Here is a 26,236-nt window from a genome sequence, read left to right on the forward strand (position 1 = left end):
AGGGATCAGCCTTTCCGCTTTTTGATCTCTTCGGTGGCCTGCGGAACAACCTTGAAGAGGTCGCCGATGATGCCGAAGTCCGCGATTTCGAAGATCGGCGATTCCGCATCCTTGTTGATCGCGACGATGACCTTGGAGGTCTGCATCCCGGCCTTCTGCTGGATCGCTCCGGAGATGCCCGCCGAGATGTAGAGCTGCGGGGATACGGTCTTGCCCGTCTGGCCAACCTGGTAGTCATGGCCGATCCAGCCTGCGTCCGTGGCGGCACGGGAAGCCCCGAGCGCACCGCCCAACGCGTCGGCAAGTTCTTCCAAGGGACCGAAGTCGCCGTCGACGCCGCGTCCACCGGCAACCACGATCCGGGCTTCCGTGAGCTCAGGACGCCCGCTGGCCGGCTTTTCCGCACGCCCGGTGACCCGTGCGGCATTCGCGGTCGCATCGGCCGGGACGTCGATAGTGACGGCCTCAGGGGTCCCCGCCGCGGCCGGGGCCTCGACGTCGACACTGTTCGGCTTGACCGTGAGCACGGCGACGGCGGTGCGCGCCTTGGCCGTGGTCGTGTACGAACCTGCAAGGACCGATTTGTGGGCCGTGCCGTCAGCGTCGACGCCCACGACATCGGTGATGACGCCGGCGTTGAGCTTCACGCCAAGACGGGCCGCGATTTCCTTGCCGTCGGCTGTGTTCTCGAGCAGGACGGTCTCGGCCCCGGAGGCCGCAACTACCGCGGCAAGATACGCGGCTTTCGGGGCAACCAGATAGTCGTCCAGGTCCGTGGCGGACGGACGGTAGAGAACCGTGGCTCCGTGCGCCCCCAAGGCGGCTGCGACGTCGTCGTGCAGTTCGCCGTTGACGGCGACCACCGCTTGCCCGAGGGAATTGGCGATCGCCAGGAGTTCCAGGCTGCTCTTCTTGAGCGCCGCGCCCGGGTTGTCAATGAATACAAGTGCTTTTGCCATGTGCGGGATCCTCTTAGAGCAGCTTCTGGGCGGCCAGGAACTCAACCAGCTTGATGCCGGCGTCGCCTTCGTCGGTGATGATGGTACCGGCAGTGCGCGGCGGCCGCGCCTCCGCGGTCTCGACAGCAGTCAGCGAACCCGCGGCGCCCACTTGCGCGGCATCGACGCCGATGTCGGCCAGTGTAAGTGCCGTGATTTTCTTCTTCTTCGCTGCAAGGATGCCCTTGAAGTTGGGGTAACGCGGTTCGTTGATCTGGTCCGTCACGGATACCAGCGCGGGCAAGGTTGCTTCCACGGTGTCCGCGTGGGCGTCACCGTCACGGCGCGCGACGACGTGTTCGCCATTGACCTCCAGGGAGGAAGCAAAAGTGACTTGCGGAAGTCCGAGCCGCTCGGCGAGTTGCGCCGGAACCAAGGACGTTTCGCCGTCGGTCGAGGCCATTCCCGTCAGGACGAGGTCCACTGGCGAATCGGCGCCGAGGTACCGGATTGCCGCGGCGAGAGCCAGCGAGGTCGCGGCGGCGTCGGAACCGGCCAAGGCGTCGTCGCTCAAATGCGCTCCCGAGGAGGCACCGATCTGCAAGGACTTCTTGACGGCGTTCACGGCACCGGCGGGACCCATGCTCAAGGCGATGACCTCGTTGCCGGCCTTCGCACCGCCGCGGGCCTCGCTGAGCTGCAGCGCTGCTTCAAGCGCATACTCGTCCAGTTCGGACAGGATGCTCTCGTCGCGGTCCGTGGTGTTGCCTGGGCCGGTGAGGTGTCGGTCGAACTGCGCGTCCGGGACGTGCTTGACCAGAACAACAATCTTCAATGTATCTCCCACTGTGTTCGAGGCAGCCTTCCATACTCGGGGATGGCCAGCAACTAGGCGCATGGCCAAGAGTGCCCGGCGTACGGGCTCGTCCTAGCTAAGCATATTGCGGGACATGTCGGACAACGGCGCCGCGTTAACTCCTGTTGCGTAGATCGCCTGCGCATACAGCAGCAAGGACATACGACGGCGGCGGGCCGCACCCTTGGTGCCGCCCGCCGTCGTCGACTGCTAACTGCTTGCTCGGCTGGAATCCGCCGCTACTGCATGGCTATTACAGGGCAGCTGTTACGGAGCAGCGTCCAAGGTCACGTCGAGCTCCTGCGACTGGCCGCTACGCTGAACGGTCACCTTGACCGTTGCGCCTGCCGGCTGCTCCCGGACAGCCGCAGTGAGCTGTTCTGGATCGGTGATGTCTATACCGGCGAACTTGGTCACGACGTCGCCCACCTTGAGCCCGGCCTTCTCAGCTGCAGAGCCCTTGGTAACAGCCGCGACCTGGGCGCCGACCGAGAACCCGGAGCTGCTGCCTGTTGCCGACTTAGGCTGAACACTGACGCCGAACTGCCCGTGGGTGGCCTTGCCGTTCTTGATGAGTTCCTGCGCAATACGCTTCGCGTTGTTGATCGGGATGCTGAAGCCCACACCAATGTTGCCGCTGGACGAAGACGAGGAACTGCTGCTGCCGGCAGAAGCGATTGCCACGTTGACGCCGATGATCTCGCCCTTGGTGTTGACGAGCGCTCCACCGGAGTTGCCCGGGTTGATCGGCGCGTCGGTCTGGATCACGTTGAGCGAAACGGTGCCCTGGCCCGCACTGCTCTGGCTCTGGCCACCGCCTGGAGGGGCGAATTGGAATCCGCCCTGGCCGCCGTTTTGCGAATTGTCCGAGCCGCCGTTGGGAACAGCCGAGGACGCCACGCTGATGGTGCGGTTGAGAGTGGACACGATACCGTCGGTGACCGTGCCGGGCAGGCCAAGCGGAGCGCCGATCGCGATCGCATTGTCCCCGACGTTGATCTTGCTGGAATCACCCAGGGTAGCCGGCACGAGGCCGGAAGCGTTGTCCACCTTGATAATGGCGAGATCCGACAGCGGGTCCGTACCCACTACCGTCGCCTTCAGGACGCGTCCATCGCTCAGCCGCACTTCAATCGCAGCGTTTGCGCTGGCACCGTCAAGGGTCACCACGTGGGTGTTGGTCAGGATGTGGCCCTGGTCGTCGAGGATGATGCCCGAACCGGTGCCGCCCTGGCTTCCGCTTGAGGCCATGATGGTCACGACGCTCGGCGTAGCCTTGGCCGCGGCTGCGGTGATCGCGTTGACATTGTCCGTGTTGTTGACAATCACGGTTCCCGTCTGGCCGCTGCTGGCCGCCGCCGGAGCCCGGTTGCTGAGCAATTGATCGCTGGCGGCCACCACGCCTCCGCCCACGAGACCGGCTGCCAGGATGCAGGCCACCAAGGTCCCGACGCCGAAGACCGGCTTGCGCTTCGGGCTGGCCGCCGGGCCGCCCGGGTGAGCCGGGAACTGCTGCGTGGGATAGTGCTGCGCCGGGTTCGGTCCCCCGTAGAAAGGCTGGTGCTGCGGGTAAGGGTGCTGCTGTCCCGCGCCGTGTTGGGGCGCGCCGTGCTGGGCATGGATCTGCTCGGTAGCGTTTTCGGCCGGGCCCTGGGCCCAGGGGGCGGGGGCTACCGGGGTCGGCGCAGTGTATTCGGGCTTCGCCGTGAAATCCTGACCCGGCTGGTATGCCGGCAGCGGGGCCGTAGGCTGGGAATTGGCTTGCTTGTCCGCCTCCGCCTTGCCGGTGCCCTCAGGACCATGGTTCTCGGGGCCATTGTTCTCAGGCTCGGCGCCCTGTGCTGGGTTCTCCGTCATGGGACTTCCTTTCTTCCTCGTCCCCTTAACTATCGTCGCTCTTGCTGGATCAAGAGTCGACGTTCGCTGGGAGCTTGCTGAACGCCGTCATCGGATTGGCGCTGTGCCGTCGAATGGCGCCGACTAGCCCCTCAACGCTGGAGAAGGGCAGATCTCTCCCCGTTTCGCTGGCGGCATATTTACCGCTGTGGACGCTCCAAAAGGTGCACCATAGTATCAAGTGGAATTGCCACAGCGACCTGCCGCTTGACAACCATGCGTGGGGGCGCTGATGCATTCTGTTTCGATTGCTCCGGCCCGGACCAGTCGCAGACGTGCTGAAGGGTTGCACATGCGGTCAATGTTGAAACGTGTACTCGCCGTCATCGGCCTGGCCGGATTGCTGGTCTTCCCGGCCACCGCAGCCTGGGCCGCAGACCCGGTGACCATTCCGTCCGGCCAGAACATCGTGGACAACGCGAACGTCCTGGGCAACCGCAAGGGCGAGGTCCAGGATGCAATCCAGAAGCTCCTGAAGGACCACAAATACAACTTGTATGTGGTCACAGTGGATTCCTTCGACAACCCCTCATCGCCCGCAGCCTGGGCCACGGCAGTGGCCAACAAGAAGGGTATGGGCAAGGCTGACGTCATTCTGGCCATCTCCACGGCCGGTCAGTACTATTTCGCACCCAATTCGGCCAGTGCGATCTATTCCAAGCGGTCAACCATTTCGTCCAATGCCATCGCGGCCAACCTGGGCGCAGGCAAGCGTGACTTTGCCCAGGCGGCCATCGACACCGCGGCCGCCGTCGGCGACGCCGCCAGCGGAGGCAGCGGCACGGTTCCGAGCGGCAACTCGGGTGCAGTCGTTTTGATCGGCGCCGGCGTTGTCGCGGCCGGCGGTGTGGGCACGTACCTGTACTTCCGCAACCGACGCAAGAAGAGCCAGGCATCCAGCGTCAGCTATGGCCCGCAAGGGGAACAGCTCGATCCTCTCGCATCCTTGAGCATCCCGGACTTGCGGCGCAAAGCCGGCTCCCTGCTCATCGAAGCGGACGACACCATCAAGTCCAGCGAGCAGGAACTCGGCTTCGCCCAGGCGCAATACGGCGATGCCGCCGTCGGGAACTTCACCAAGGCCTTGCTGGAAGCAAAGAACCACATGACCGAGTCCTTCAAGCTGCAGCAACAGCTCGATGACCACATCCCGGACACCGAAGAGCAGCAGCGCAGTTGGCTTGGCGAAATCATCCGGCGCTCGGACGCGGCCCTTGAGTCGCTCCGGGAGCAGAAAGCAGATTTCGACTCCCTGCGCGAGCTCGAGAAGAACGCGCCGCAGGCTTTGGCCACTGTTGCCGCCGGCGCCAACGAAGCCGAGGCAAAGATCAGCAGCGCGGAGCAATCGCTCAACGGCCTGCGCGAGAAGTACGCAGACAGCGCACTTGGCCACGTGAGCGACAACATCACCCAGGCCAAGGACCGGCTTGCCTTCGTTCAAAACGCAACAACGACGGCGCAGGAAAAGCTCGCCGCAGGTGAGAGGAGCCTCGCCGCTGTGGCCGTCCGCGCCGCAGAAGAAGGTCTGCACCAGACCAACGTGCTGATCGACGCGATCTCCAAGGTGGCGGGCAACCTCGCCGAAGCCCGGAATTCGCTGGAGGGCGCCGTGGTGGAGACTAGCCAAGACCTGGCCCAGGCCAAGGCGATGATCCAGTCCGGCGAACACCCGGAGCTGGCTGGCCCCGTAGCCGGCGTCGAAGCCGCACTGGCGCAGGTCAAGGCTGAAATCCAGGGCGGAAAGATCGATCCCATTGCCACCCTGGACCGGGTGGAGAAGGCACACCAAGCCTTGGACCAGTCCCTCACGGGAATCCGTGACCAGCAGGAACAGGCAAGGCGCGCGCAAGCCGCGCTCCAGCAGACCATCATGGCTGCCCAGTCCCAGATCAGCGCTACCTCGGACTACATCGCGGCGCGACGCGGCGGCGTTGGGCCCGAGGCCCGTACCCGTTTGGCCGAAGCGCAACGGAATCTCGACTACGCCCTGTCCATTTCCCCCAATGACCCAGTCACCGCACTGACGTACGCCCAGCAGGCCCAGTCCCTCGCTGCACAAGCCGCGCAACTGGCCCAGTCCGACGTCGATCAGTTCGGCGGCTTCGCCAACCAAGGCTACGGCCGCGGCGGCATGTTCGGTGGTGGAGGCAGTGGTGGCGGCCTCGGCGGAGCGATCCTCGGCGGCATCCTCATCAACTCCATCCTCCATGGCGGCGGAGGCGGCTGGGGCGGCGGAAACAACGACGGCGGAGGCGGAGGTTTCTTCGGCGGCGACGGCGGTGGGGGCGGAGGCTTCTTCGGCGGCGACGGCGGAGGTGGGGGTGGAGGCGACTTCGGCGGCGGCGACTCCGGTAGTTTCTAGCTCCCAAAGACTAGGTGGGGGCCTGTTCCCCACGTAGAGCGGTACAAGAACTGATCACTGGATTCAGTGGGCACCACTGAGCAGGACGAAAGGCAACACCATGGTTAAGCAGTCCATTTTCGGGCGGATCGCACAGCTCGCCAAGGCGAACATCAATGCCTTGCTCGACCAGGCTGAGGACCCGCAGAAGATGCTGGACCAGATGGTCCGCGACTACTCGAACAACATCGCCGAGGCCGAGTCCGCCGTGGCGCAGACCATCGGCAACCTCCGCATGCTGCAGGCTGACTACAACGAGGACATCAAGAACGCCCAGGACTGGGGCAACAAGGCCCTCGCAGCCTCCCGCAAGGCGGACGAGTACCGTGCAGCCGGCAACGCGGCCGACGCCGTGAAGTTCGACAACCTTGCCAAGGTAGCCATCCAGCGCCAGATGTCGGCCGAGAACGAGGCCAAGGCAGCGGAGCCCAACATCGCGTCCCAGTCGGAGGTCGTGGACAAGCTCAAGAGCGGCCTTGACCAGATGAAGGGCAAGCTCAACGAGCTCACGAGCAAGCGCAACGAGCTGGTTGCCCGCTCCAAGACGGTTGCTGCCCAGACCCAGGTGCACGACGCCCTCAAGAGCATCGACATCATGGACCCCACCAGCGAGGTGGGCCGCTTCGAAGAGAAGATCCGCCGCGAAGAGGCCAAGGTCCTCGGGCAGCAGGAGCTGGCAGCCTCCAGCCTGGACGCACAGTTCAACCAGCTTGAGGACCTCGGAGAGCAGACGGAAATCGAGGCCCGCCTTGCGGCCTTGAAGTCCGGCGGATCGAAGGCTGCTATCGGCGCCGGCGCCACTGCGCAGGAAGATGACACAGTGGACGAAGCCGACTTCGACAAGCTCTAGTCCCGCCAAACGAATGGCCGGGCCTTCACTTCACACGTGAGGCCCGGCCATTCGTGCTTGCTCGGTGCTTTAAGCCCCGACGGCGAGCCGTCCAACAATGAGCCGCATGATTTCGTTGCTGCCTTCCAGGATCTGGTGGACTCGCAGGTCCCTGGCAATCTTCTCGAGGCCGTATTCCGACAAGTAGCCGTAGCCGCCATGCAGCTGGATGGCCTTGTTTGCCACGTTGAAACCGGCGTCTGTAGCTACGCGCTTCGCCATTGCGCACAATCTCACGGTGTCCGGGGCTCCACGATCCAAGGCGTCCGCGGCCCGGAGGACCAAGGTCCTGGCGGTTTCGAGTTCCGTATCCATGTCGGCGATGTCAAACAGCAGGGACTGCTGGTTGATAAGCGGGCCACCAAAAGCCGAGCGTGACTTGAGGTAGGCGATGGACTTCTCGAGGGCCGCCTGGCCACCTCCCAGCGAACAAGCGCCCATGTTGACCCGGCCTCCGTTGAGGCCCTTCATGGCGATGCCGAATCCGCTGCCTTCCTCGCCAAGCCGGTTCGTCACAGGGACCCGTACGTTCTCGAAGATGACCTGCCGGGTGGGCTGGGCATTCCATCCCATTTTCTTTTCATTCGGGCCGAAGGACAGGCCTGCCGCGTCCGCAGGCACAACTATTGCGGTGATGCCTTGGCTGCCCGTGTCCGCGGTCCGTGCCATGACCACATAGACACTGGAAACTCCGGCGCCCGATATGAACTGTTTGGTGCCGTTAAGAACGTAACTGTCGCCGTCGAGCACTGCCTTGGTGCTCAGCGCGGCGGCGTCCGAGCCGGCTCCCGGCTCCGTGAGGCAATAGCTGCCCAGCGCTTCCATGGACGCGAGCTGCGGCACCCATTGGGCACGCTGCTCATCGTTGCCGAAAGCGTCGATCATCCAGACCACCATGTTGTGGATCGAGATGTAGGCCGCGATGGTGGGGTCTGCCTTGGACAGCTCCTCGAAGATCAGCGCCGCATCCGTGCGGGATAGCCCCGAGCCGCCGAATTCTTCCCGGACATAGATGCCTCCCATGCCAAGTGTCCCCGCTTCACGCAGGACATCCACAGGGAAATGCTTGGTCTCGTCCCATTCTGCGGCGTGCGGCGCAATGGCCGTTGTGGCGAAGTCGCGAACCATCTCCACCACCGCTTGCTGGTCCTCTGTGAGCTCAAACATTGGCACTCCTTTTCCCGGGTTGTCCGGCTATTGGTAGCGGTTTATTTGCTGACTTTGCCCATCAGCGAAGCGACGGGGCGAAGGAACAGCGGCCTCGCGAGGAACCACGCGCCCACAATCACCAAGAGGGATACGGCGAAAATGCCGAAACCAACCCAGTTGATATCGTCGCTGCTGCCGTACATGTGGTTCAGGTTGCGCAGCGCCCCTGTGGCGAGGACCAAGGTGACGTGCACGATGGTGAAGAGCACGAAGTACACCATCACTGGGAAATGCACTGCCCGGGCCAGTTCGATGGGATAGATCTTGTTCACCGTGCCGGCTTTCTTCGGCCACGCCGAAGACGTGCGCAGGCCAGTGATGATGGCAAGCGGGGCGGCGATGAATACCGTGACGAAGTACGTCAGCAACTGCAGGGCGTTGTAGTTCACCCATCCGTCCTCAGTTGGCCAGTTCAGGGAAGCGTACTGGAGGGCAGCGGAAATGGCGTTCGGGAAGACATCCCAGCTGGTGGGGATGATCCGCATCCATTGACCGGTGGCAAAGATCACGATGATGAAGACGATGCCGTTCAGCACCCACAGGGCATCCAGGGTCAGGTGGAACCACAGGTCCAGGCTGATCTTGGTCGGCGCATTCTTGGTCCGGATGAATCCTTTGTTGTTGCGGGTCCATTGGGCTGGCGGCCTCTTGGCTGTGCGGACCTGCCAACCGGATCGGACGATAAGCACCATGAAGAAGACATTGAGGAAATGCTGCCACCCGAGCCATGCCGGGAAACCTACAGGGGCACTCTCCGGGAGGCTGGATGCGCCCGGGAAGTCGTGCAAGAACGACTGCACACCCGACAGGCCCGTCAACCATTTGGCCAACAAGACGATGAGCAAAAGTGCAAGCAGCACGCCTGGAACCACCCAGAGGGGTTGGGACCATTTGCTCTTGGCTGCTGTCGACTTTTTGGCGGGGGTGGACATCTTCTTGGACACCTCTCGGAAGAACTTTGCAATCAGGGACGCATCAAGCTAACAGGCTTTGGACCGAAGCGGCCAAAGCCTGTTACGCCGTCAGTTGGAACGGGCTTTGACGGCCTCGATGAGTTTCGGAACCACCGTGAAAATATCGCCCACGATTCCGAAGTCGGCCACCTCGAAAATGGGCGCGTCCTCGTCTTTGTTAATGGCCACAATGGTCTTCGCGGTCTGCATGCCCGCGCGGTGCTGGATGGCTCCGGAAATTCCCAATGCGATGTACAGCTGCGGGGACACGCTCACACCGGTCTGGCCTACCTGGGCCGTCTGGGAAACGTACCCGGCGTCGACGGCGGCGCGTGACGCACCGATCGCCGCCCCCAGCGTGTCGGCGAGCTGTTCAACCAGGACAAAGTTCTCGGACGAGCCCAAACCCCGCCCGCCCGAAACCACCGTGGCGGCACTCCGTAGCTCAGGCCGGACGGAGACGGCGACGTCGTCGTTGAACCGGTCAATGACTGCGGCACCTTCTTCTCGAGCATCGAGGGACACCGTCTGCAGGTCTGCCGTGGCTGCGGGAGCCTGGCCTTCGATCGCCCCCTGCCGGATGGTGAGGATGGGCAGCCCGCCTTCCACCACGGACTCGACGGTGTAGGCCCCGCCAAACACCGAATGCTGGGCAACAACGGTTCCGTTGTCGCTGCGCACCTGCACGACGTCGGCGAGCACGCTCCCGCTTGCCCGCACGGCAAGCCGGGCGGCAGCTTCGCGGCCGTCCACCGAATTTGCCGTGAGTACGGCAGCCGGCCCATAGGCGTCGACGGCCGCGCTCAGGGCATCCACGGCGGGTGCCACCAAAACAGTGCCGGCGGCAGCTGTCACAGCCGAGTAGATCCTTGCCGCGCCGAGCTCACCCAGGCGCGCGACGTCGTCGCCCGCCAGCGGTGCAGGCGACACGACGACGGCGACCGGTGAGCCCAGCGTGGCTGCGGCAGCCAGCAGCCCGCGGGCCGAAGCGGCAATCCCGCCGCGGTGGGAAATTTCAATGAGCACCAAGACGTTCGACATTTCTTTTCCTCCGTCAGACCAGGCGGTTCGCAACGAGGAACTCGGCCAGCTCGTCGGCCGCGGTCCCGTCATCTATGAGTTTTCGTCCGGCCGCGCGCGGCGGCCGCTCAACGGTGGAGACCACTACGGTGTGGCTGGCGCCCGTCGGGACGCCAAGCTCGGCGGCGGACAACGTGGTGACGGGTTTGCGCTTGGCCGTCAGGATGCCCTTGAAGTTGGGAAACCGGGCCTCCGGGAAACGCTCGGTCACAGTGATGATGGCGGGCAGTCCGGCACGGACATTGAGGGTTCCACCCTCACCCTGGCGAACGCCGCTCACGCCGTCGTCGGCGATTTCCGCGGAGATCAATGAACCCAACAGTGGCAGTTGGAGATGTTCGGCAATCATGGCGGGCACGACGCCGGCGCGGCCATCCGTCGATTCGTTGCCGGCCATCACCACGTCGAACCCAGTAGACCTCAGTGCAGCCGCCAGCGTTGCGGCCGTTCGACCGGTGTCGGCGCCGGCCAGGGAATCATCCACAATGTGAACCCCTGAATCGGCTCCCATGGAGAGGGCCTTGCGCAAGGACTGCGTGGCGTCGTCAGGACACATGGTCATTGCCACAACCTCGGTGCCTTTGTTGGCATCCTTGATGCGCAGCGCGGCTTCGAGGGCGCGCTCGTTGATTTCATCGACCACGGAGTCGGCAGCCTCACGGTCGAGCCGGCCCGTTGCCAGGTCGAGCTTCCGTTCCTCGGCCGTATCCGGCACTTGTTTGACGAGCACGACGATCTTCATTCAACAGCTCCCTCGATGCAAATGGCTGACGCTTGGAATCGAGAATACTAGGAACTCCTAGTATTTACCATGGAGCGAAGGACGGAATGCTAGGAACTCCTATTGATTCTGCCGGGATTCTCCGCGCCGGGCATGGGGATTCGGGCCGGCAGCAGGTTGCAGGCCTTCTTTCGAAGCGATCGATCTAGCCCTGGCGAATGCCGAGGGTGTTCCCGTCGGGATCACGGAACCATGCGCCACGGGCGGGGCCGAGCTGAGCGATGTGCCCTGTTGTGGCAAGGGGACCCTCTGTGTAGTCGAGGAACTCCACGCCCTTGGCGGCCAAGTCGCCGACCACGGCCTCAATGTCGTCCACTTCGAAGTGGGCAAGGGTGTGCTCTGTAGCGGTAGGCGGACGCTTGAAGACTGAGATCTCGCTGACGGATCCGCAACGATACCGCACGCCGACCGGAGTCTCCCAGAGGAAGGTCAACCCCAGGATGCCGCCATAGAATTCTTTCGCCCGCTCCAGATCGGTGACCGGAATCGTCGCCACTACCATCGTCGCACTGATCATCTCGGGCCTCCTCAGGGCGGCCCATTCCGTCAGGATGAACGGGCCATTCGGCCCAAGTGTCTTCCTCCAGGAGCTGGACTGTCAACGCTTTAAGGGCTCGGATCGAATGGGTCACCTGGCCGGACCTTGCCTCAGGGCCAGGCGGAGCATACGCCCATCGCCGTCATCGCGAAGCAGCAAAGCAAGATGCGAACCTGCGACTACTGCTGAAGTCCAGAATAGGACGGGCAACGATGCATAGAAGAGCCATAGCACCACTGGGAGAATAAGCGGTGCAGCGGGGCCGGCAATAGTGACGGCAAGGTCCTGATGTTTTGGCAGGCAGCAACGAACCAGTCGCAACCTCCCTGCACGGACACTGAACAAAGCCGGCGCAGATGGCGCAAAGATCCTGAAGGTGGCCACGTGTCCCAGTTCGTGCAGAATCAACGACACCAGGACGAGGAAGACCATCGCGCTGAGAAGGCCAAGGATAAGCAGGCCAGTGGATTCCGTCCCCCACCAAGCTCCAGTGACGAGCGCCAGGGGCCAGCCCAGCTTTCTGAGCATCATCGTCAAGGATTGGGCTTGGGCGCGTACCCCACCCGGTAGCAGAGCTGCCGATGCAGTGGCGGGCAAGGGAGCAGCGCACAGCAGTTTGTTGAGGAAACTTCGGTGCCCGACGTGCCGGGCTGAAGCCAGCCCGCTGTCGAGGCTCGCGAGCACGCACGAAGTCTTCGGGGCTGTCGCCTGGTCTGATAATCGGCCGCGGAGCCAAGATGGATATCCCCAGCGGAGTGTAGGCCCATTTCCCGTCTTGCTGGACAACACCCTCAACCGGATAAAGCTCGGTTCCTCCGGCCGCTTCGTCATCCATCTTTGGACACCCGGAGTACAAGGAGACCAAGTGCCGATGCAAGGAGGACAGTCAAGACTGCGCTGGAGAGAATCTCCCCGAGGTACGAAGCATCGCCAAAAAACTTCCCGAGCTGCGTTCCCGTCCAGCGCGACGCCGAAGACGAAGCGCCATAGATCAGAAAGACCGTGAAGCCAGTGGCACCGCTGGCCAAAGGCTGCTCGCGGCTGAATGGCACGAGCACTCCACCGATCATGCCTGCAGCCCAAGCCAGGACAGCATCAGGAATAAGTCGGGCCCAATGATCCGCGGTGAGGAGACCCGCAGCGACCAACGATCCGACGAAAACAGCACCAATCACCAACGAGATCATTGCGCAGGCGATGAGTTTGGGTGCAACCCAGGAAGTGGCGCGTCCAATGAGGTGACGCTGGACCCAGTGGGTCCTGCTTGTCAGCCCGTAGGATTGCATGCCAACCATACAAGGTGCCACAGCCAAGCTGGGCGCTACGGCCGCTGCGAGGAACTCGAACTCAGGGTGGGTGGACAAGGCAACGATGCCGCCAAGCCCTATCGCCAACAGAAATACCAACACGGTGAACTGGTGGCTGCGCAAGAGTTGTATCCCGTCGATGTACGCGGCAGCAAGCAGCCTGTTCCGGGGAAGTGGGGCGTTGGCGAAGAGCCGGAGCGTTACGTCCGCGTGGTTGTCGATGTCCACGCGAGCCACAAGAAACATCAGGCCCAAAGGAACCGCCAGCCAGATAACACCCATCACGAGGTCCTGCCACGGAGCAGGGGCGCCAGTCCACAACGGCGCCAGTGCACGCCCCCACAGACGGTGCATGGCGAAGTTCCGTGGACCCTCGACAGTATCGGCCATGCTCTCCGGCAGCGGCAGGACATCTGTCCAGACGAGCAGTGTGCTGATGATGAAGCAAGAAACCCCGGCGAACGTCAGGGCGTAGTAGCGCGGTAACTTAAGCCAACGCCGGTACACGTAGCCCAGGGTTTGGAACATGGCCAGGACCAGCAACTGGGCAGAGGCAAGGAAGGCCACAAACAGAATTGACGCAACCGCAGCAGCCCAACCGTCAACGCTGGTGCGCCAAAGGGCGGCGAGTGAAGGAATGCAGAGGCCGAAGGCCAAAATGAAAGACAAAGCCAGCACCGGCATCTGCAGCCCCGCGAAAACCGCCCTCCGGGAAACCGGGAGCATCTCCAGCAGAGTCGCAAGGGAGTTCCTGGACGGGCCTAGTATCGAGAACAAAGCGGTCAGAAACACCATTGTCAGGAACGGGCCGGCCAACATAAAGGATAGCAATCCGGGTGTGAGCGTGATCTGTTGTGTTCCTTCTGCGCTCCCGACCAGCAAAGCCAGGATCGTCCCGAAGGCCATGGCGGTGGCAACTGCCGTCAACGTGAAAGCCCTGATTGTAGTTACAGAGAGCCGGAGCTGTCCCGCCGTCTCTCTCGTCCAAGCTGTGAGCGTAGTGCGGGCGACCGTCGCTGCGGCGCCCACTAGTTGCGTCCTGAGGGTCCCGGGGACGCATTGCTGCTTCGCACCGCCATCAACACGCTGACAAGCACCGACAACGCTATGACCACAAGGATTCCGGCGAAGTTGGGCTGGAATTCCAAGGCCAATGCCCCGTTTTCGGTTCCGGCCGTGGCGGTAAAAAGGCCCGGCAGGGTCGCCGGGGAGCCCGTCGAAATGGCGATCACGCTCGTGGCCACGAATAGAATGAACGAAAGCGCCAGTCCCCCGGCCATACCACCCAGGACAGCACCAACTATTTTCGACGTCGTGTTCATTGAGGTCCCTCCTCGAGCCGGCCAACGCGGAGCGCCGCCTGTAGTTGTTCCCGACGCTCCGCCTGGAACTCGTCAAGATTCGTTGCTTGAAGGAACACGGCCTCAAGCGATGCGAGCCCTCCGTAGGCTTCGCGAAGTCCGGAGGGGCTGCCCAATGCGGCCTGTTGACCGTTATGGAGGATCATCACCCGATCACAATCGCGCTCGGCCCGAAGCATGTCATGTGTGGCTATCAGCACCGAACCGCCAGCCCCGGCGAACATCGCCAGCAAATCCCGAAGCACAGCCGCAGCTTCCGGATCGAGCCCGCGAAACGGTTCGTCGAGGACGAGGAGTTCCGGAGAATGCATGACGGCGGCGATCAGCTGCAACTTCCGCTTCATGCCATGGGAGTAGCCAATGATGGATCGTTCCAGGGCCGTCGTCAGACCAAGCACGTCGGCCAACCGGGCGGCAACGTCCCCGTCGTCACGCTTCCGGAGCCGGTGATGGAGATCCAGGTATTCAGTGCCCGTCAACGACAAAGGCAACGGCAAGTCATCGGGCGCGAACCCGATCCATTGCCGGGACTCCTTGTGGCCAATAGGAATGCCGTTGACTTCAACACTGCCCCGGCTCGCATCAAGCAAACCAGTCAGGATGTGAAGGGTGGTTGTCTTTCCGGACCCGTTCGGGCCGAGGAGTCCGAATACTTCTCCGGGTACAAGCTCGAACGAGATGTCCCGCACCGCTTGTACCGTTCCATAGTCCTTTCCGAGCTCCTCGACCCTGCAGGTGAAATGCACAGATTTCAATGGTTCATTCACCGTTGCGTCGATCTAGACCCGGCAGTAGAGCTTCCACGTTCCCCCGGATTCCCAACTCGGCATATCCACTGCCGGCCAAGCGCCACGCTGCTGGCAATACCAGAACCAAGCGGCAACGAAGCCCATGACGATGACGGCTACAATCGGGATCACGATCAGAAATCCGACGTCGTTCTTACGACGGGCCATCGCGTCCGCGGCTTGTTGTGGGATTAGTGCGGGAGCCGTGAGCAATAGCGTTGAGAGTTTTTGCATCGATTTCCTCCTAGCTTCTTGACTGGCTGCGGGGAAATCCCATGATGAAGCTTTGTTCCCCCGCCCAAGAAACTAGCGCGATATTTCGCCTCTCAGCGGTCGAAGTGGTCAAAATCCGTACAGATTTGCCAAAAATCAGTGTGTTTTTGGGCAATCTCAGTGTGGACCTCGGCCCTTCTACGTGTGAAAAAACGTTTCACCCGGATCGGCCCGCATAAGCCGTCTAAATCCGTGTCCAAGACCAGATCCAGATCGACAGGATCTGCGCACACCGCTGGATTCTGCTAGATCATTCGCTTCGCTGAGGTTGCCCGTCCCGTGATTCCGCGGGCCCGGAATTTGTCGATTCGAATGATTGAGCAGAATCTGACATCCCAGCGAAGACGATCCCGGGACGGACATGACGCATCAGGGATTTACACACGTTTTGTCCTATGACCCCGGGATCGAGAGGGCTGCAAAACAGGAGTTAAACGAAAGAGTCCGCCCAGACGGGCGGACTCTTTCGTTTATTTGGTTGCGGGGACAGGATTTGAACCTGTGACCTCTGGGTTATGAGCCCAGCGAGCTACCGAACTGCTCCACCCCGCGTCGCAGAATCAACTCTACCGCATATTCGAGGGCGCCCCTGACCATTCAGATGTGCGCTGCAGCACGATGGGATCTGGAGGACCTTCGGGCGCAGTGACAGCCCTTGAGGGGGCTATTCTCGGGGGCTTGGCGCCATCCTGACCTTCTTTGCTTTGGGAAAGCGCTTGCGACACGGCGAGTCGCGTCATATCGGCGTCGAGGCGGCGCAAAGAAGGTCAGGACGGAGTCTGCACGCCCACACGGGGGACACGATCTACCCATCCCCCTCCACAAATTGGTGGAAAACAAAAAGATCCGGCACAGTGTTTCCACTGTGCCGGATCTTTTCTCCAGTTGCGGGGACAGGATTTGAACCTGTGACCTCTGGGTTATGAGCCCAGCGAGCTACCGAACTGCTCCACCCCGCGTCGCAAGAACTACTTTACCTGCAGGTGAATGTCAGGCCAAATCCAAACGACGTGACCTCCGTCTCCCCTGTCCAGCGGCCACCTCTCACGGGCCGCCAGATCAGAAGCCAGATCAAGAGAAAACCGGGCCAGCCCTCGTCTGAGGGCTGGCCCGGTCTTTCGAAACCCCAGCCAAGCCGAAATCAGCCTGCTGGAGAATTGCCTACTTGCTCGGCGAAGGCGACGAGGACGACGACGGCGACGGGCTCGCCGAAGGGCTGGCACTTGCCGACGGAGCCGGAGTGACACCAAGCCGGGACTCGGCGTCGAGCGCTTTCTGTATCGCCGCGGACAGGATGCTCTGCTGGGCACCGTATCCGGCGAAGTCGCCCTTGGCCAGTGCAGCCTGGCCATCCTGGATGGCCTTGTTGGCCTGATCCAGTGCAGCCTTCAGCTGGGCCTGCGCATCCGCTGCAGCCGGTGGCGTCGTTGTCCCCGGCGGAGTGGGAGTCTGGCCGTTATTGGCCGAGTCCCCTGCCGATGCTCCTGAGTCACCGCCGAAGAGGATCTTCAACGCACCGTCGAGCGTGGGGGCAAAGCCGACCTTGTCGCCAAAGGCCACGAGCACGCGCTGAAGCGTCGGATATGACGTCTCACCAGTGGACTTCAGATAGACCGGTTGGACATAGAGCAGGCCTCCGCCCACCGGCAACGTCAAGAGGTTGCCATTGAGCACATCAGATGCTCCCTGCCTGAGCAGGTTGAGTTCCCGCGACACTTCAGGATCGGAGTTGAACTTGTTCTGGGCCTGGCCGGGGCCCGGTACCTGGGTATCCGTTGGCAATTGGAGTAATCGCAACTGGCCATAGGTGTCGGCCTTCACCCCCTTCTGGCTACCGGCGTCGGAATCGGCCGCGAGGAAGCCGTACAGGATGTTCCGGGCGGCGCCGTTGACCACCTGCGGGATGAACGACGATGTCAGCTGGAAGGCCGGCTTGGTCTGGTCAGGCATCTGCAGGGACATGTAGAACGGAGGCTGCCGCACGGGATCCGTGACCGTGGGGTCGTTCGGAACGCTCCACGCGTCGTTGTTCTGGTAGAAGCTGTCCGCATTGGTCACGTGGTAACGCCCAAGCAACTCACGCTGGACCTTGAACAAGTCCTCCGGGTAGCGTACGTGGCTCATCAGCTGTCCCGACATCTCCGAGTACGGCTTGACGGTGGTCGGGAAGATCTTCTCCCACGACTTCAGGATGGGGTCCTGGTCATCCCAGGCGTACAGCGTGACCGAGCCGTCATAGGCGTCAACAGTGGCCTTGACCGAGTTCCTGATGTAGTTGACCGTGCTGTTCGGCAGGGCCGCAGTGCGCCCGGAGGTGGTCTGCGAATCGGCCGTAGCGTTTCCCAGTTGCTGCTGCTGGGAGTAGGGGAAGTACTGGCTGGTAGTGTAGCCGTCCACGATCCACTTCACCCGGCCGTCGACCACTGCGGGGTAAGCGCTGCCGTCCACCGTCAGGTAGGGAGCAACCTTTTCCACGCGCTCACGCGGAGTGCGGTCGTATAGTATCTGCGACTTCTCGTTGACGCCGTCAGAGAGCAGCAGGTCCGAGGACTGGAACTTGATGGAGTACAGGAGTCGGTTGAACCAGTTGCCCACGCTGGGGCCACCGTTGCCGGTAAAGGTGTATTGCGTTTCGGTGGAGGTGTCCTTGCCGGCCGGACGGTCCTGTTCACGGTGCGGAGCGCCATCCGGGGCACCGACCACTGAGTAGTCCGGCGAATCTTCACCGAAGTAGATGCGGGGCTGGTAGCTCGCATCGCTGCCAAGCGTACCCATGGATGGAATTCCGGACAGCAGGAAGTCCGGTTTGCCATCAACCGTGAAGGTATTGCCCTTGGCGGCGACGACGCCGTAACCGTGGGTGTAGACGATGTGCCGGTTGACCCAGGTCTGCTGGCTGGCGTTCAGCCCGTCCTGGTTCAATTCGCGGACAGCGATCACGGTGTCCTGGGTCTTGCCGTCCACGGTGTAACGGTCGACGTTGAGAGACTTGGGGAACTGGTAGTACGGACGGTACTGCTCCAGCTGGGAGAACGCCGAGGAAACCAGGTTCGGGTCCAACAGCCGGATATTGGCGGCCGTCTGGGCGTCCTTGGCAAGCGCCCCGGTCTTGGCGTCCGTGGTGGCGTTGTACGGAGAAACCTTGATCTTGTCCAAACCGTAGGCGGACCGGGTCATGGCAATGTTGCGGTCAATGTACTTGTTTTCCAGCGTCTGCTCCGAGGGGCGGACTTGGAACTGCTGGATGACCCATGGGTAGACACCGCCAGCGAGGATGGACGTGATGATCAGCATGGCCGTGCCGATGACGGGCAAGCGCCAACGGCCAATCACGGCGGCCACAATGAAGAGGATGGCTACCAGACCCGCGGCAACGGCCAGGATGGTCTTCGTCGGGATCACCGCATTGACGTCGGTGTAGAGGGCGCCTGCCCAGTGTCCGCCGTTGTTTTGGACGGTGCTGTAGACGTCAAGCCAGAAGTTGGCTCCAAGCAGCAGCAGGAAAACAGCCCCGGTCACGGCCAGGTGGATTTGGGCGGCCCGGCTGGTGAAGATCCCCCGCTCCATGAGCCGGATACTGCCGTAGAGGTAGTGGGTGAGGATTCCCGCGATTCCGGCAATCACCACAACGCTCATGAGGAAACCCGTGACAAAGCCAAGGAACGGCAACGTCATGAGGTAGAAACTGATGTCCAGGCCAAACTGGGGATCGGTCTGGCCGAACGGTACCTGGTTGAAGAACAAAAGCACCGCTTGCCACTGGCTCGCGGCCGCGCTGCCGGCGAACAGGCCGAACAGCACGGGGATGCCGATCATGACCACGCGTCGCACGGGTTCCAGCTGGGCCTGGTACCGGTTCAGGTTGTCCCTGACCTCGGCATCCGGGGCATAGACAGGCCGCGCATGGTAAGCAACGCGGATTGCGTAGAAGATCGGCACGGACATCAGGACGAAGCCCGCGAGGAAAATTAGTATCCGGGCAAGGTTTTCCTTGAAATAAACTTCGAAGAAGCCCAGCTGCTGATACCAGAGGACGTCTGTCCACACATTGGCGAAGAAAATGAATCCCACCACCGCGACGGCGACGATGATCAAAGTTGGAGTGAGGGCACCCCGTCTCCGCTGCGGTCTTCCGGGCGGGCTGGTGCTGGCTGGACGGGACAAACTCGATACCTCATCGCTGGTCGTCAGTTAACGGTCATCAGTGCGTGTGTTCGTCGGCCCCGGTGCCGGGTGCTAATGGCGGAGGCCGTCACTAGTGCCACGAGTGGCAGTGGAGCTAAGTTCCATCATCAGTCTAGTTGTTGGAGCATGTCGGGAGGCGGGACATATCCTGGCCCGAGGCGAGTCGCTCCACGGCTGATTTTGCGTCCGCCAGAGTGTCCACTTTGACTACCTGCAGCCCGTCCGGAATGTGTCCTACTACCTCGTCGCAATTGGCGGCAGGCGCGAGGAAAAGCGTGGCGCCGCCGTTGCGGGCTCCGCGCATTTTCTGGGCGATCCCGCCAATAGGTCCCACGGTGCCGTCCGGCGAAATGGTCCCGGTACCGGCCACATGCTTGCCCCCCGTGAGGTCGCCGGGGGTGATGCTGTCGATGATGCCCAGCGCGAACATCATGCCGGCGCTCGGTCCGCCCACCTGGTCCAGGGAGATCTTGACGTCAAACGGGAACGTGAACTTGTACTGCAGCAGCACGCCCAGGATGTACTTGCCGTTTGAGCCCTTGCCCGGGGTGATGCTCACCGTCACGGGCTTGCCATTCCGGTCGACGACGACGACGGCGGGCGCGCCCGCGCCGTCGGCCAGTGCGGTTTGGACGACGTTCAGGGACGTAATCGCCTTGCCGTTGATCGACGTGAAGACATCTCCTGTTTGGAGTTTGCCTGCAGAGGCGGAGCCGTCAGACAACCCCGCGACTTCAAGCTTCTGCCCGTACGGAATGTTCTCTTCCTGCAGGGCCGAGGCAACAGCGTTCTCCTGGGACGTGGTCATGGCAAGCGCGCTTTCCTGTTCGGATTGCTGCTTGGTGGTGCCCTTGGGGTAGAGAAGTTCTTCGGGGTACACAGCCTTGGAACCGTCCAGCCAGGCTTGGAAGGCCTCGAAAATGTTGACGGGTCCGTTGGGACCGCCGTTGATGTAGACGGTGGTCAGGTCCAGGTTGCCCTTGGCAGGATACGTCGCGTGCCCGGTGATGCTGATGACCGGTTTGTTGTGGTCCGTGCCCAAGGTGTTGAACGTCGGCCCGGGAGACTCCACGACGTAAGGAACAGGGAGAACAGCCGCGGCGATTCCCAACACAATGGTCAGGGCGCCGGAGACGAGCATCGCGATGTACCGTCCGTCGCGGCGCTGTGCCGCTTGGGGCGCGCGGGGCGGTTCCTGCCCTGGCTCCTGCGATGCTGCAGCATCCTGTGCCGGGGAATGGCCGGGCGACGTCGGGACGCCCTGGGGGTTGGAGGGGCCGAGAGGCTGTCCGGGTTCCCCGGCAGCTCCGGGGCTCGGCAAACTAGTCAATGAAAGACCTCTCCGCGCCGGGAACCGTGTGCCCGACGCTACCGTTTCGACTCCCTCAGGGTGGAGGCGAGTAAACATACCAACGATCCACCCTACGTCGCTGTGCCCGCCAGACCTGCTTTGCCTAGAGCGAACGACGCGTTATTGAGGCAGACAGCCCCCGGGCATCGCGGTACCTTGAAAGTGATCACCAGTCACACCGACGATCGGCGGCACCATGACCTCCAACCCCAATACCCCCTCCAATGGAGACGATTCCCCTGTGGATCCCTTGGCAGAAATGCTGAAGAACCTGATGGGCGGGCAAGGCATGGGCAACATCGACCCCGCCGAATTAGCCAAGGCCGCGGGGCTCCCGAACGATCCCAACATGCTGCAGCAGATGTTCGCCCAAGTGCAGGCCATGATGAGCTCCACTTCCGAGGGCCCTGTCAATTGGCAGCTCGCACACGAGAATGCCCGCCGCGTTGCCGCTGCGGGCACGGATCCGTCGGTGAATGCCCTGCAGGCCCGAGAAGTCGACGAGGCGCTCCGGCTCGCGGAACTCTGGTTGGATCCGGTCACCGATCTTCAGGCGACGGGCCTCATCGGCCGCGCCTGGTCCCGCGCCGAATGGGTGGAAGCCACCCTCTCTACGTGGAAACGACTCACGGAACCGGTGGCCAACAGCATCGCCAATGCCCTGTCGGACGCGCTGACACAGCAGATGCCGGAGGAAATGAAGGCCATGATGGGTGGCACCTCGTCCATGTTGCAGAACATGGGCGGAGCCATCTTCGGCATGCAGCTCGGCCAGGCCATCGGTGCCCTGTCCGCCGAGGTGGTCAGCTCTACCGATATCGGAGTTCCGCTCGCTGATCTCGAGATGGCATTGCTACCGGCCAATGTGGCGAAATTCGGTGAAGGCCTGAGCGTCCCGGAGAACGACGTCCGGCTGTTTCTCGCCGTCCGCGAAGCCGCTCATGCCCGGCTCTTCGTGCAGGTTCCCTGGCTGCGAGGCCATCTCCTCGGCGCCATCGAAGCGTACGCCCGGGGAATCCACATCGACATGTCCCGCGTCGAGGACCTCGCCCGGGACCTGGATCCCGGCAACCCAGAGGGCATTCAAGAAGCCCTCTCCCAAGGGGTGTTCACGCCCGAGCGCACTCCCGAACAATCGGCCGCCCTGGAGAAACTCGAAACCGCGCTCGCGCTGGTTGAGGGCTGGGTGGACGAACTGACTGCCGCCGCCACCGAGAACGTGCTGCCATCCGCCGTCGCGCTCCGCGAGACGGTGCGGAGGCGCCGCGCCACGGGAGGACCCGCTGAACACGCGTTCTCCTCGTTGGTGGGACTCGAACTGCGCCCGCGGCGCCTGCGCGAAGCCGCCACACTGTGGGCTGCTCTGAAGGACGAGCGTGGAATAGCCGGCCGCGATGCCATCTGGCAGCACCCCGATTTGCTCCCCACGGCGCACGACCTCGACGACCCCGCGGGCTTCACGGAACGGCGCCGCCTGGCTGAAGCCAGCGACACCGAAGTGGACGATGCGCTGCAGAAGCTCCTTGAAGGCGGCTACGACGCTCCGAACGATGAGGAGAAGGGCGAGGGCACCCCGGAAGCTCCGAAGTCTGAAGACGGCGATTCCCCTGACGACACTGAGCCCGGAGAGCCCAAGGCTTAGCCGCTCCTAAAACGCCTAATCGGCGTCGGCGTCCCAGCCCCCGGCCGGGACGCCGGCGCCTTCTTCATCGGGTCCAAGCCCCCGAGACGTCGCAAAGGCGACGCCCTCGAGGAAGGCCTTGGCACGCTGCGTTTCGGGGTACGCCTCCAGCAAGCGCCAAAACGCGGCGTTGTGCCCGGCCACGAGCAGATGCGCGAGTTCGTGGAGCAACACGTAGTCGACAACCCACTGCGGCATGGCCTGAAGCTTGTCCGAAAGCCGGATGGTCCCGTCCGCCGGAGTTGCCGAGCCCCACCGTGACTTCTGGTTGCTGACCCAGCGCACCGACGTCGGGGTGGCACGCCCGCCCAGATACCTCGAAGACAATTCCGCGGCACGACCGGCAAGGGCGGCGTCGCTCGCGGGTCTCCTCCTGCCGGCGCCTTGGGCGCCCCTCTCCCCCTGACGCTTGAGCTTGTCCAGCATCCGCCGGACCCATTCGCCCTCTTGTGCCTTCGTGAAGTGGGCAGGGATTGCAACAACTGCGTTCCCGTCCTCCCAGAAAGCCGCCACAGTACGACGGCGGCGGGCCGAGCGACGCACGACGACGGGTGCGCCGTCGTCGGTGGTCAGCGGCAAAGCGGGCTGTCCCGCGACCCGGGGCACTAGGCGGACCCGTTCTCGACGAGAACCGCCAGCACGGCTTCACCGTACTTTTCCAGCTTGGAAGGACCGACACCAGCGAGTTTTGCCAGTTCCTCGAGCGACGCCGGGCGGGCCTCGGCGATGGCCGTCAACGTCGCGTCCGTGAAGACCACATAAGCGGGAACCTCGTTGCTCAGGGCCTCTTCCTTGCGCCACTGCCGCAAAGCCTCAAAGGTCTGTTCTTCGTATGTGGGCGGGCACTGGCTACAGCGACCCACCTTGCGTTCGGCGCCGGTGGCGAGCATGGTGCCGCAGACCCTGCACGACGCCGGTGCTGCCGCCTTGCGCCGTGGCGTGGCCCGGCTGCGCGCGCTGGCTCCGAGCACCGAATCGGGGCGGAGTCCGTCGAGGAAGCGTGAAGGCTTGCGGTTGGCACGGCCACCGGGCGTGCGTGCCGTCGACCAGGACAGGGTCAGGTGCTCGCGTGCCCGCGTGATTCCGACGTAGAGCAGGCGGCGTTCCTCGTCCACGCTCTCGGGAGTGTCGGCGAAGGAAATAGGCATAAGTCCCTCGCTCAGGCCAACCAGGAACACAGCATCCCATTCCAGGCCCTTCGCGGCGTGCAGCGATGCGAGCGTCACACCTTGGACCGTAGGGGCGTGCTGGGCCACCGAACGTTCCTGGAGTTCGTTGACGAATTCCATCAACGTGAATTCCGCCCCGCGGCTGACGGCGAGTTCGTCCGCGAGCGCCACGAGCGCTGCGAGGGACTCCCAGCGCTCGCGGAGGGCGCCGCCGCTATGCGGGGCGGAATCCGTGTAGCCGAGCGAAGCCACGATGTCCCGGACCAGTTGACCGAGCGGCTCCTTGGCGGAGTCTTCGGCTACCGCACGTGTGGCGGCGCGCAACTGGAGGATGGCGTCCCGGACTTCCTTGCGCGCGAAGAACCGCTCACCGCCTCGCAGCTGGTAGCCGATACCTGCGGAAGCAAGTGCTTGTTCATAGGCTTCCGATTGTCCGTTGGTGCGGAACAGCACGGCAATCTCGCTCGCCTTGGTGCCGGCGTCGATCAATTCCCGGATCCGGCCTGCAACCACCGCCGCCTCGGCCTCGTCGTCGGGGCATTCCATGAACCGCGGCTCCGGTCCGGCCGGGCGCTGGGCCACCAACTGCAGGGGCTTGGCCCACGCGGCGTCGGCAACAGTTCCACCGCTGCGGCGGGACCCGAGGAGATCGTTGGCCAGCTTCACCACTTGGGGCGTAGAACGGTAGTCACGGACCAGTTTGACGACCGTCGCCGAGGGGTAATGGCCCTTGAATCCCAGGAGATGCTTAGGAGAGGCTCCCGTGAAGGAATAGATGGTCTGGCTGGCGTCGCCCACGACGCAGAGTTCGTGACGACCGCCAAGCCACAGTTCCAAAAGCCGTTGTTGCAGCGGAGAAACGTCCTGGTACTCGTCCACCACGAAGTGCCGGTACTGCTCGCGGACTGTGGCAGCCACTTTCGGGTCTTCCTGGAGGATGCCCACCGTGATCAGCAGGACGTCCTCGAAGTCGATCACGTTGCGGTCCGTCTTCACGTCCTCGTAAGACTGGAAAACCCGTGCGACGGCTGTGAGGTCGAAGCCTCCCGGAGTGCCTCGGCCATGCGCGTTCTCAAGGTAGTTGGCCGGCGTGAGCATGGATACCTTGGCCCACTCGATCTCCGCCGCGAGGTCGCGGATGGAAGCCCGATCGGTACTCAGCCGGAGCCGCCGCGCGGCTTCGGCGATCATGTTCGCCTTGTGGTCCAGCAAGTTTGGCAGGACGCCGCCGATCGCCTGCGGCCAGAAGAACTGCAGTTGCCTGAGCGCAGCGGCGTGAAAGGTGCGTGCTTGGACGTTTCCGACGCCGAGATCCCGTAGCCGGCTGCGCATCTCGGCGGCGGCCCGGGAGGTGAAGGTGACAGCCAGGAGGCGCTGTGGGCTGTAGACCCCGGAGTGGACACCGTAGGCAATGCGGTGCGTGATGGCCCGGGTTTTTCCGGTACCCGCTCCGGCGAGAACGCACATTGGCCCGTTGAGGTTGCTGGCGACTTCGCGCTGCTCGGCATCGAGGCCGCCGAGAATCCGGTCCTCGAGTGAAACGGTGTCGTTGAAAATGCCGCCTGTCACTGCTGGAGGTCCTCGATGACGCCGCCGTACCAGTGCTCGATCAGGGAACGCGCGATCGAAAGCCTCGTGGAGATCGTGATCTCACCGCTGAGCACGGCTGCTTGGAGTTCCGCGCGGCTGAACCAGCGCGCCCGGGTGACCTCGACGCCGTCGGGCCGGGCCTCGACGTCGTCCGTTGTTGCCGTAAACCCGAGCATAAGCGAGGCCGGAAATGGCCACGACTGCGAACCAAGGTACTGGCAAGCGGTGACCCGCACACCCACTTCTTCCCCGATTTCGCGAACCACGGCCTGTTCAAGCGATTCCCCTGGCTCAACGAAGCCGGCCAGCGTGGAGTAGTTCTTGGCGTCAAGCGGCCCGCCTCCACCCAGGAGCAGCCTGCCGTCGGAACCGACCACGGTGACAATGATGGCCGGATCGGTCCTCGGATAGTGCTCCGATTTGTCCCGCGGGCATCGCCGCACCCAGCCGCCGGCTTCGATTTCCGTGGGAGTTCCACACTGCGGGCAGTGGGTATGGGTGGCATGCCAATTGGAAATGGCACTGGCCTCGACAAACAAGGCTGTGTCCAGTGCACCAAGGCGGGCGGCTACCTCCCGGAATCCCGCCCACGAGCCATCGGCCGGAAGGCCCGCGGCTCCAGGCGAAACCGGCTCAGCAGGGACAAAGAGGACGATTGGTGTTTGCTCCGGGACGGAGGAAGCAGCAAGGGTCCGGCCGAGATAAATGGCTGTGAGCGGTCCGCTTGCGGCTTGGAGGGATTCGAAGAGCGGCGCGGCGTCGCCCAGCCACAGCTTGTCGCCCACTACGAGGGCTTGGCGCTGCGACAATACCAGGGCCTTGGCTTTGCCCGATGAGATCACTTCGTCAAGCATGCCCGGTTTCAGGCGTTCAGCAGATCCACGGTCAACCATGGCGGGGCGCACGGGAAGAACGGTATCGATAAGGTGGTTTGCCGGCGCCTGGAACTCGGTGAAACTCATGTACCTACCGTACTGACTCGCACCGACA

General features: G+C 63.0%; 20 protein-coding genes and 2 tRNA genes. 3 read left to right on the forward strand and 19 right to left on the reverse strand.

Going from position 1 to position 26,236, the window contains the following annotated elements:
• Positions 1-5 precede the first annotated feature (5 nt).
• The 3 genes from AC1DJW_RS00295 to AC1DJW_RS00305 all read right to left on the reverse strand — a co-directional run bounded on the left by AC1DJW_RS00295 (position 6) and on the right by AC1DJW_RS00305 (position 3,651).
• Complete coding sequence (locus AC1DJW_RS00295) at positions 6-959, reverse strand: electron transfer flavoprotein subunit alpha/FixB family protein (RefSeq protein WP_476900476.1); 954 nt, start codon at positions 957-959, stop codon at positions 6-8.
• Between the two features lie 13 nt (positions 960-972).
• Positions 973-1,773, reverse strand: coding sequence for an electron transfer flavoprotein subunit beta/FixA family protein (locus AC1DJW_RS00300; protein WP_269992800.1), 801 nt, complete (start codon positions 1,771-1,773; stop codon positions 973-975).
• Positions 1,774-2,061: 288 nt separating this feature from the next.
• Entirely contained in the window at positions 2,062-3,651 is a 1,590-nt protein-coding gene (locus tag AC1DJW_RS00305; protein ID WP_390279253.1) for a S1C family serine protease, read from the reverse strand.
• Between the two features lie 331 nt (positions 3,652-3,982).
• Here AC1DJW_RS00305 and AC1DJW_RS00310 point away from each other — a divergent pair, with 331 nt between their 5' ends.
• Complete coding sequence (locus AC1DJW_RS00310) at positions 3,983-6,052, forward strand: TPM domain-containing protein (RefSeq protein ID WP_476900477.1); 2,070 nt, start codon at positions 3,983-3,985, stop codon at positions 6,050-6,052.
• Between the two features lie 100 nt (positions 6,053-6,152).
• Complete coding sequence (locus AC1DJW_RS00315) at positions 6,153-6,941, forward strand: PspA/IM30 family protein (RefSeq protein WP_284754771.1); 789 nt, start codon at positions 6,153-6,155, stop codon at positions 6,939-6,941.
• A gap of 69 nt (positions 6,942-7,010) precedes the next feature.
• Here the strand turns inward: AC1DJW_RS00315 and AC1DJW_RS00320 are convergent, their stop codons facing one another.
• The 13 genes from AC1DJW_RS00320 to AC1DJW_RS00380 all read right to left on the reverse strand — a co-directional run bounded on the left by AC1DJW_RS00320 (position 7,011) and on the right by AC1DJW_RS00380 (position 20,785).
• Entirely contained in the window at positions 7,011-8,147 is a 1,137-nt protein-coding gene (locus AC1DJW_RS00320) for an acyl-CoA dehydrogenase family protein (RefSeq protein WP_284754772.1), read from the reverse strand.
• Positions 8,148-8,188: 41 nt separating this feature from the next.
• Positions 8,189-9,121, reverse strand: a complete 933-nt coding sequence (locus AC1DJW_RS00325) for a cytochrome b/b6 domain-containing protein (RefSeq protein WP_284754773.1) — start codon at positions 9,119-9,121, stop codon at positions 8,189-8,191.
• A 90-nt stretch (positions 9,122-9,211) separates the two neighbouring features.
• Positions 9,212-10,183: an electron transfer flavoprotein subunit alpha/FixB family protein gene (locus tag AC1DJW_RS00330; protein WP_476900478.1), complete on the reverse strand. Its 972-nt coding sequence runs from the start codon at positions 10,181-10,183 to the stop codon at positions 9,212-9,214.
• Between the two features lie 13 nt (positions 10,184-10,196).
• Positions 10,197-10,964, reverse strand: coding sequence for an electron transfer flavoprotein subunit beta/FixA family protein (locus AC1DJW_RS00335; protein WP_476900479.1), 768 nt, complete (start codon positions 10,962-10,964; stop codon positions 10,197-10,199).
• Between the two features lie 184 nt (positions 10,965-11,148).
• Entirely contained in the window at positions 11,149-11,520 is a 372-nt protein-coding gene (locus tag AC1DJW_RS00340; protein WP_059387516.1) for a VOC family protein, read from the reverse strand.
• Positions 11,521-12,368: 848 nt separating this feature from the next.
• Entirely contained in the window at positions 12,369-13,775 is a 1,407-nt protein-coding gene (locus AC1DJW_RS00345; protein WP_476900480.1) for a hypothetical protein, read from the reverse strand.
• 101 nt (positions 13,776-13,876) lie between these two features.
• Entirely contained in the window at positions 13,877-14,170 is a 294-nt protein-coding gene (locus AC1DJW_RS00350; RefSeq protein WP_390279266.1) for a hypothetical protein, read from the reverse strand.
• Entirely contained in the window at positions 14,167-14,955 is a 789-nt protein-coding gene (locus AC1DJW_RS00355; protein ID WP_476900579.1) for an ABC transporter ATP-binding protein, read from the reverse strand. Before AC1DJW_RS00355 ends, AC1DJW_RS00350 begins: the two co-directional genes overlap by 4 nt.
• A gap of 33 nt (positions 14,956-14,988) precedes the next feature.
• Positions 14,989-15,231, reverse strand: coding sequence for a hypothetical protein (locus AC1DJW_RS00360; RefSeq protein WP_459341178.1), 243 nt, complete (start codon positions 15,229-15,231; stop codon positions 14,989-14,991).
• A 514-nt stretch (positions 15,232-15,745) separates the two neighbouring features.
• Positions 15,746-15,822: transfer RNA gene (locus tag AC1DJW_RS00365), tRNA-Met, on the reverse strand.
• Between the two features lie 333 nt (positions 15,823-16,155).
• Positions 16,156-16,229: transfer RNA gene (locus AC1DJW_RS00370), tRNA-Met, on the reverse strand.
• Positions 16,230-16,431: 202 nt separating this feature from the next.
• Positions 16,432-19,434, reverse strand: coding sequence for a UPF0182 family membrane protein (locus AC1DJW_RS00375; protein WP_284751575.1), 3,003 nt, complete (start codon positions 19,432-19,434; stop codon positions 16,432-16,434).
• 133 nt (positions 19,435-19,567) lie between these two features.
• Positions 19,568-20,785: a YlbL family protein gene (locus AC1DJW_RS00380; RefSeq protein WP_390279270.1), complete on the reverse strand. Its 1,218-nt coding sequence runs from the start codon at positions 20,783-20,785 to the stop codon at positions 19,568-19,570.
• 217 nt (positions 20,786-21,002) lie between these two features.
• Here AC1DJW_RS00380 and AC1DJW_RS00385 point away from each other — a divergent pair, with 217 nt between their 5' ends.
• Entirely contained in the window at positions 21,003-22,448 is a 1,446-nt protein-coding gene (locus AC1DJW_RS00385; RefSeq protein WP_459341180.1) for a zinc-dependent metalloprotease, read from the forward strand.
• A gap of 15 nt (positions 22,449-22,463) precedes the next feature.
• Here the strand turns inward: AC1DJW_RS00385 and AC1DJW_RS00390 are convergent, their stop codons facing one another.
• Genes AC1DJW_RS00390 through nudC form a run of 3 tightly spaced genes read right to left on the reverse strand, consistent with a single transcriptional unit; the run spans position 22,464 to position 26,208 of the window.
• Complete coding sequence (locus AC1DJW_RS00390) at positions 22,464-23,093, reverse strand: M48 metallopeptidase family protein (RefSeq protein WP_459341181.1); 630 nt, start codon at positions 23,091-23,093, stop codon at positions 22,464-22,466.
• Positions 23,093-25,225 carry an ATP-dependent DNA helicase UvrD2 gene (locus AC1DJW_RS00395; protein WP_476900481.1) on the reverse strand — a complete coding sequence of 711 codons (2,133 nt, stop codon included), beginning with the start codon at positions 25,223-25,225 and terminating at the stop codon, positions 23,093-23,095. Before AC1DJW_RS00395 ends, AC1DJW_RS00390 begins: the two co-directional genes overlap by 1 nt.
• On the reverse strand, positions 25,222-26,208 hold the full coding sequence (gene nudC, locus AC1DJW_RS00400) for an NAD(+) diphosphatase (RefSeq protein ID WP_284751579.1): 987 nt from the start codon (positions 26,206-26,208) through the stop codon (positions 25,222-25,224). Before nudC ends, AC1DJW_RS00395 begins: the two co-directional genes overlap by 4 nt.
• Positions 26,209-26,236: the final 28 nt, after the last annotated feature.

It is taken from the genome of Arthrobacter sp. 05L417 (assembly GCF_056397865.1).

What these genes read in the sequence shown, in the direction of transcription:
- AC1DJW_RS00360 (WP_459341178.1), bottom strand. Translation starts at nt 15,231, where the DNA reads ATGCAAAAACTCTCAACGCTATTGCTCACGGCTCCCGCACTAATCCCA.
- AC1DJW_RS00305 (WP_390279253.1), bottom strand. Translation starts at nt 3,651, where the DNA reads ATGACGGAGAACCCAGCACAGGGCGCCGAGCCTGAGAACAATGGCCCC.
- AC1DJW_RS00350 (WP_390279266.1), bottom strand. Translation starts at nt 14,170, where the DNA reads ATGAACACGACGTCGAAAATAGTTGGTGCTGTCCTGGGTGGTATGGCC.
- AC1DJW_RS00330 (WP_476900478.1), bottom strand. Translation starts at nt 10,183, where the DNA reads ATGTCGAACGTCTTGGTGCTCATTGAAATTTCCCACCGCGGCGGGATT.
- AC1DJW_RS00335 (WP_476900479.1), bottom strand. Translation starts at nt 10,964, where the DNA reads ATGAAGATCGTCGTGCTCGTCAAACAAGTGCCGGATACGGCCGAGGAA.
- nudC (WP_284751579.1), bottom strand. Translation starts at nt 26,208, where the DNA reads ATGAGTTTCACCGAGTTCCAGGCGCCGGCAAACCACCTTATCGATACC.
- AC1DJW_RS00315 (WP_284754771.1), top strand. Translation starts at nt 6,153, where the DNA reads ATGGTTAAGCAGTCCATTTTCGGGCGGATCGCACAGCTCGCCAAGGCG.
- AC1DJW_RS00325 (WP_284754773.1), bottom strand. Translation starts at nt 9,121, where the DNA reads ATGTCCACCCCCGCCAAAAAGTCGACAGCAGCCAAGAGCAAATGGTCC.
- AC1DJW_RS00320 (WP_284754772.1), bottom strand. Translation starts at nt 8,147, where the DNA reads ATGTTTGAGCTCACAGAGGACCAGCAAGCGGTGGTGGAGATGGTTCGC.
- AC1DJW_RS00295 (WP_476900476.1), bottom strand. Translation starts at nt 959, where the DNA reads ATGGCAAAAGCACTTGTATTCATTGACAACCCGGGCGCGGCGCTCAAG.
- AC1DJW_RS00385 (WP_459341180.1), top strand. Translation starts at nt 21,003, where the DNA reads ATGACCTCCAACCCCAATACCCCCTCCAATGGAGACGATTCCCCTGTG.
- AC1DJW_RS00340 (WP_059387516.1), bottom strand. Translation starts at nt 11,520, where the DNA reads ATGATCAGTGCGACGATGGTAGTGGCGACGATTCCGGTCACCGATCTG.
- AC1DJW_RS00310 (WP_476900477.1), top strand. Translation starts at nt 3,983, where the DNA reads ATGCGGTCAATGTTGAAACGTGTACTCGCCGTCATCGGCCTGGCCGGA.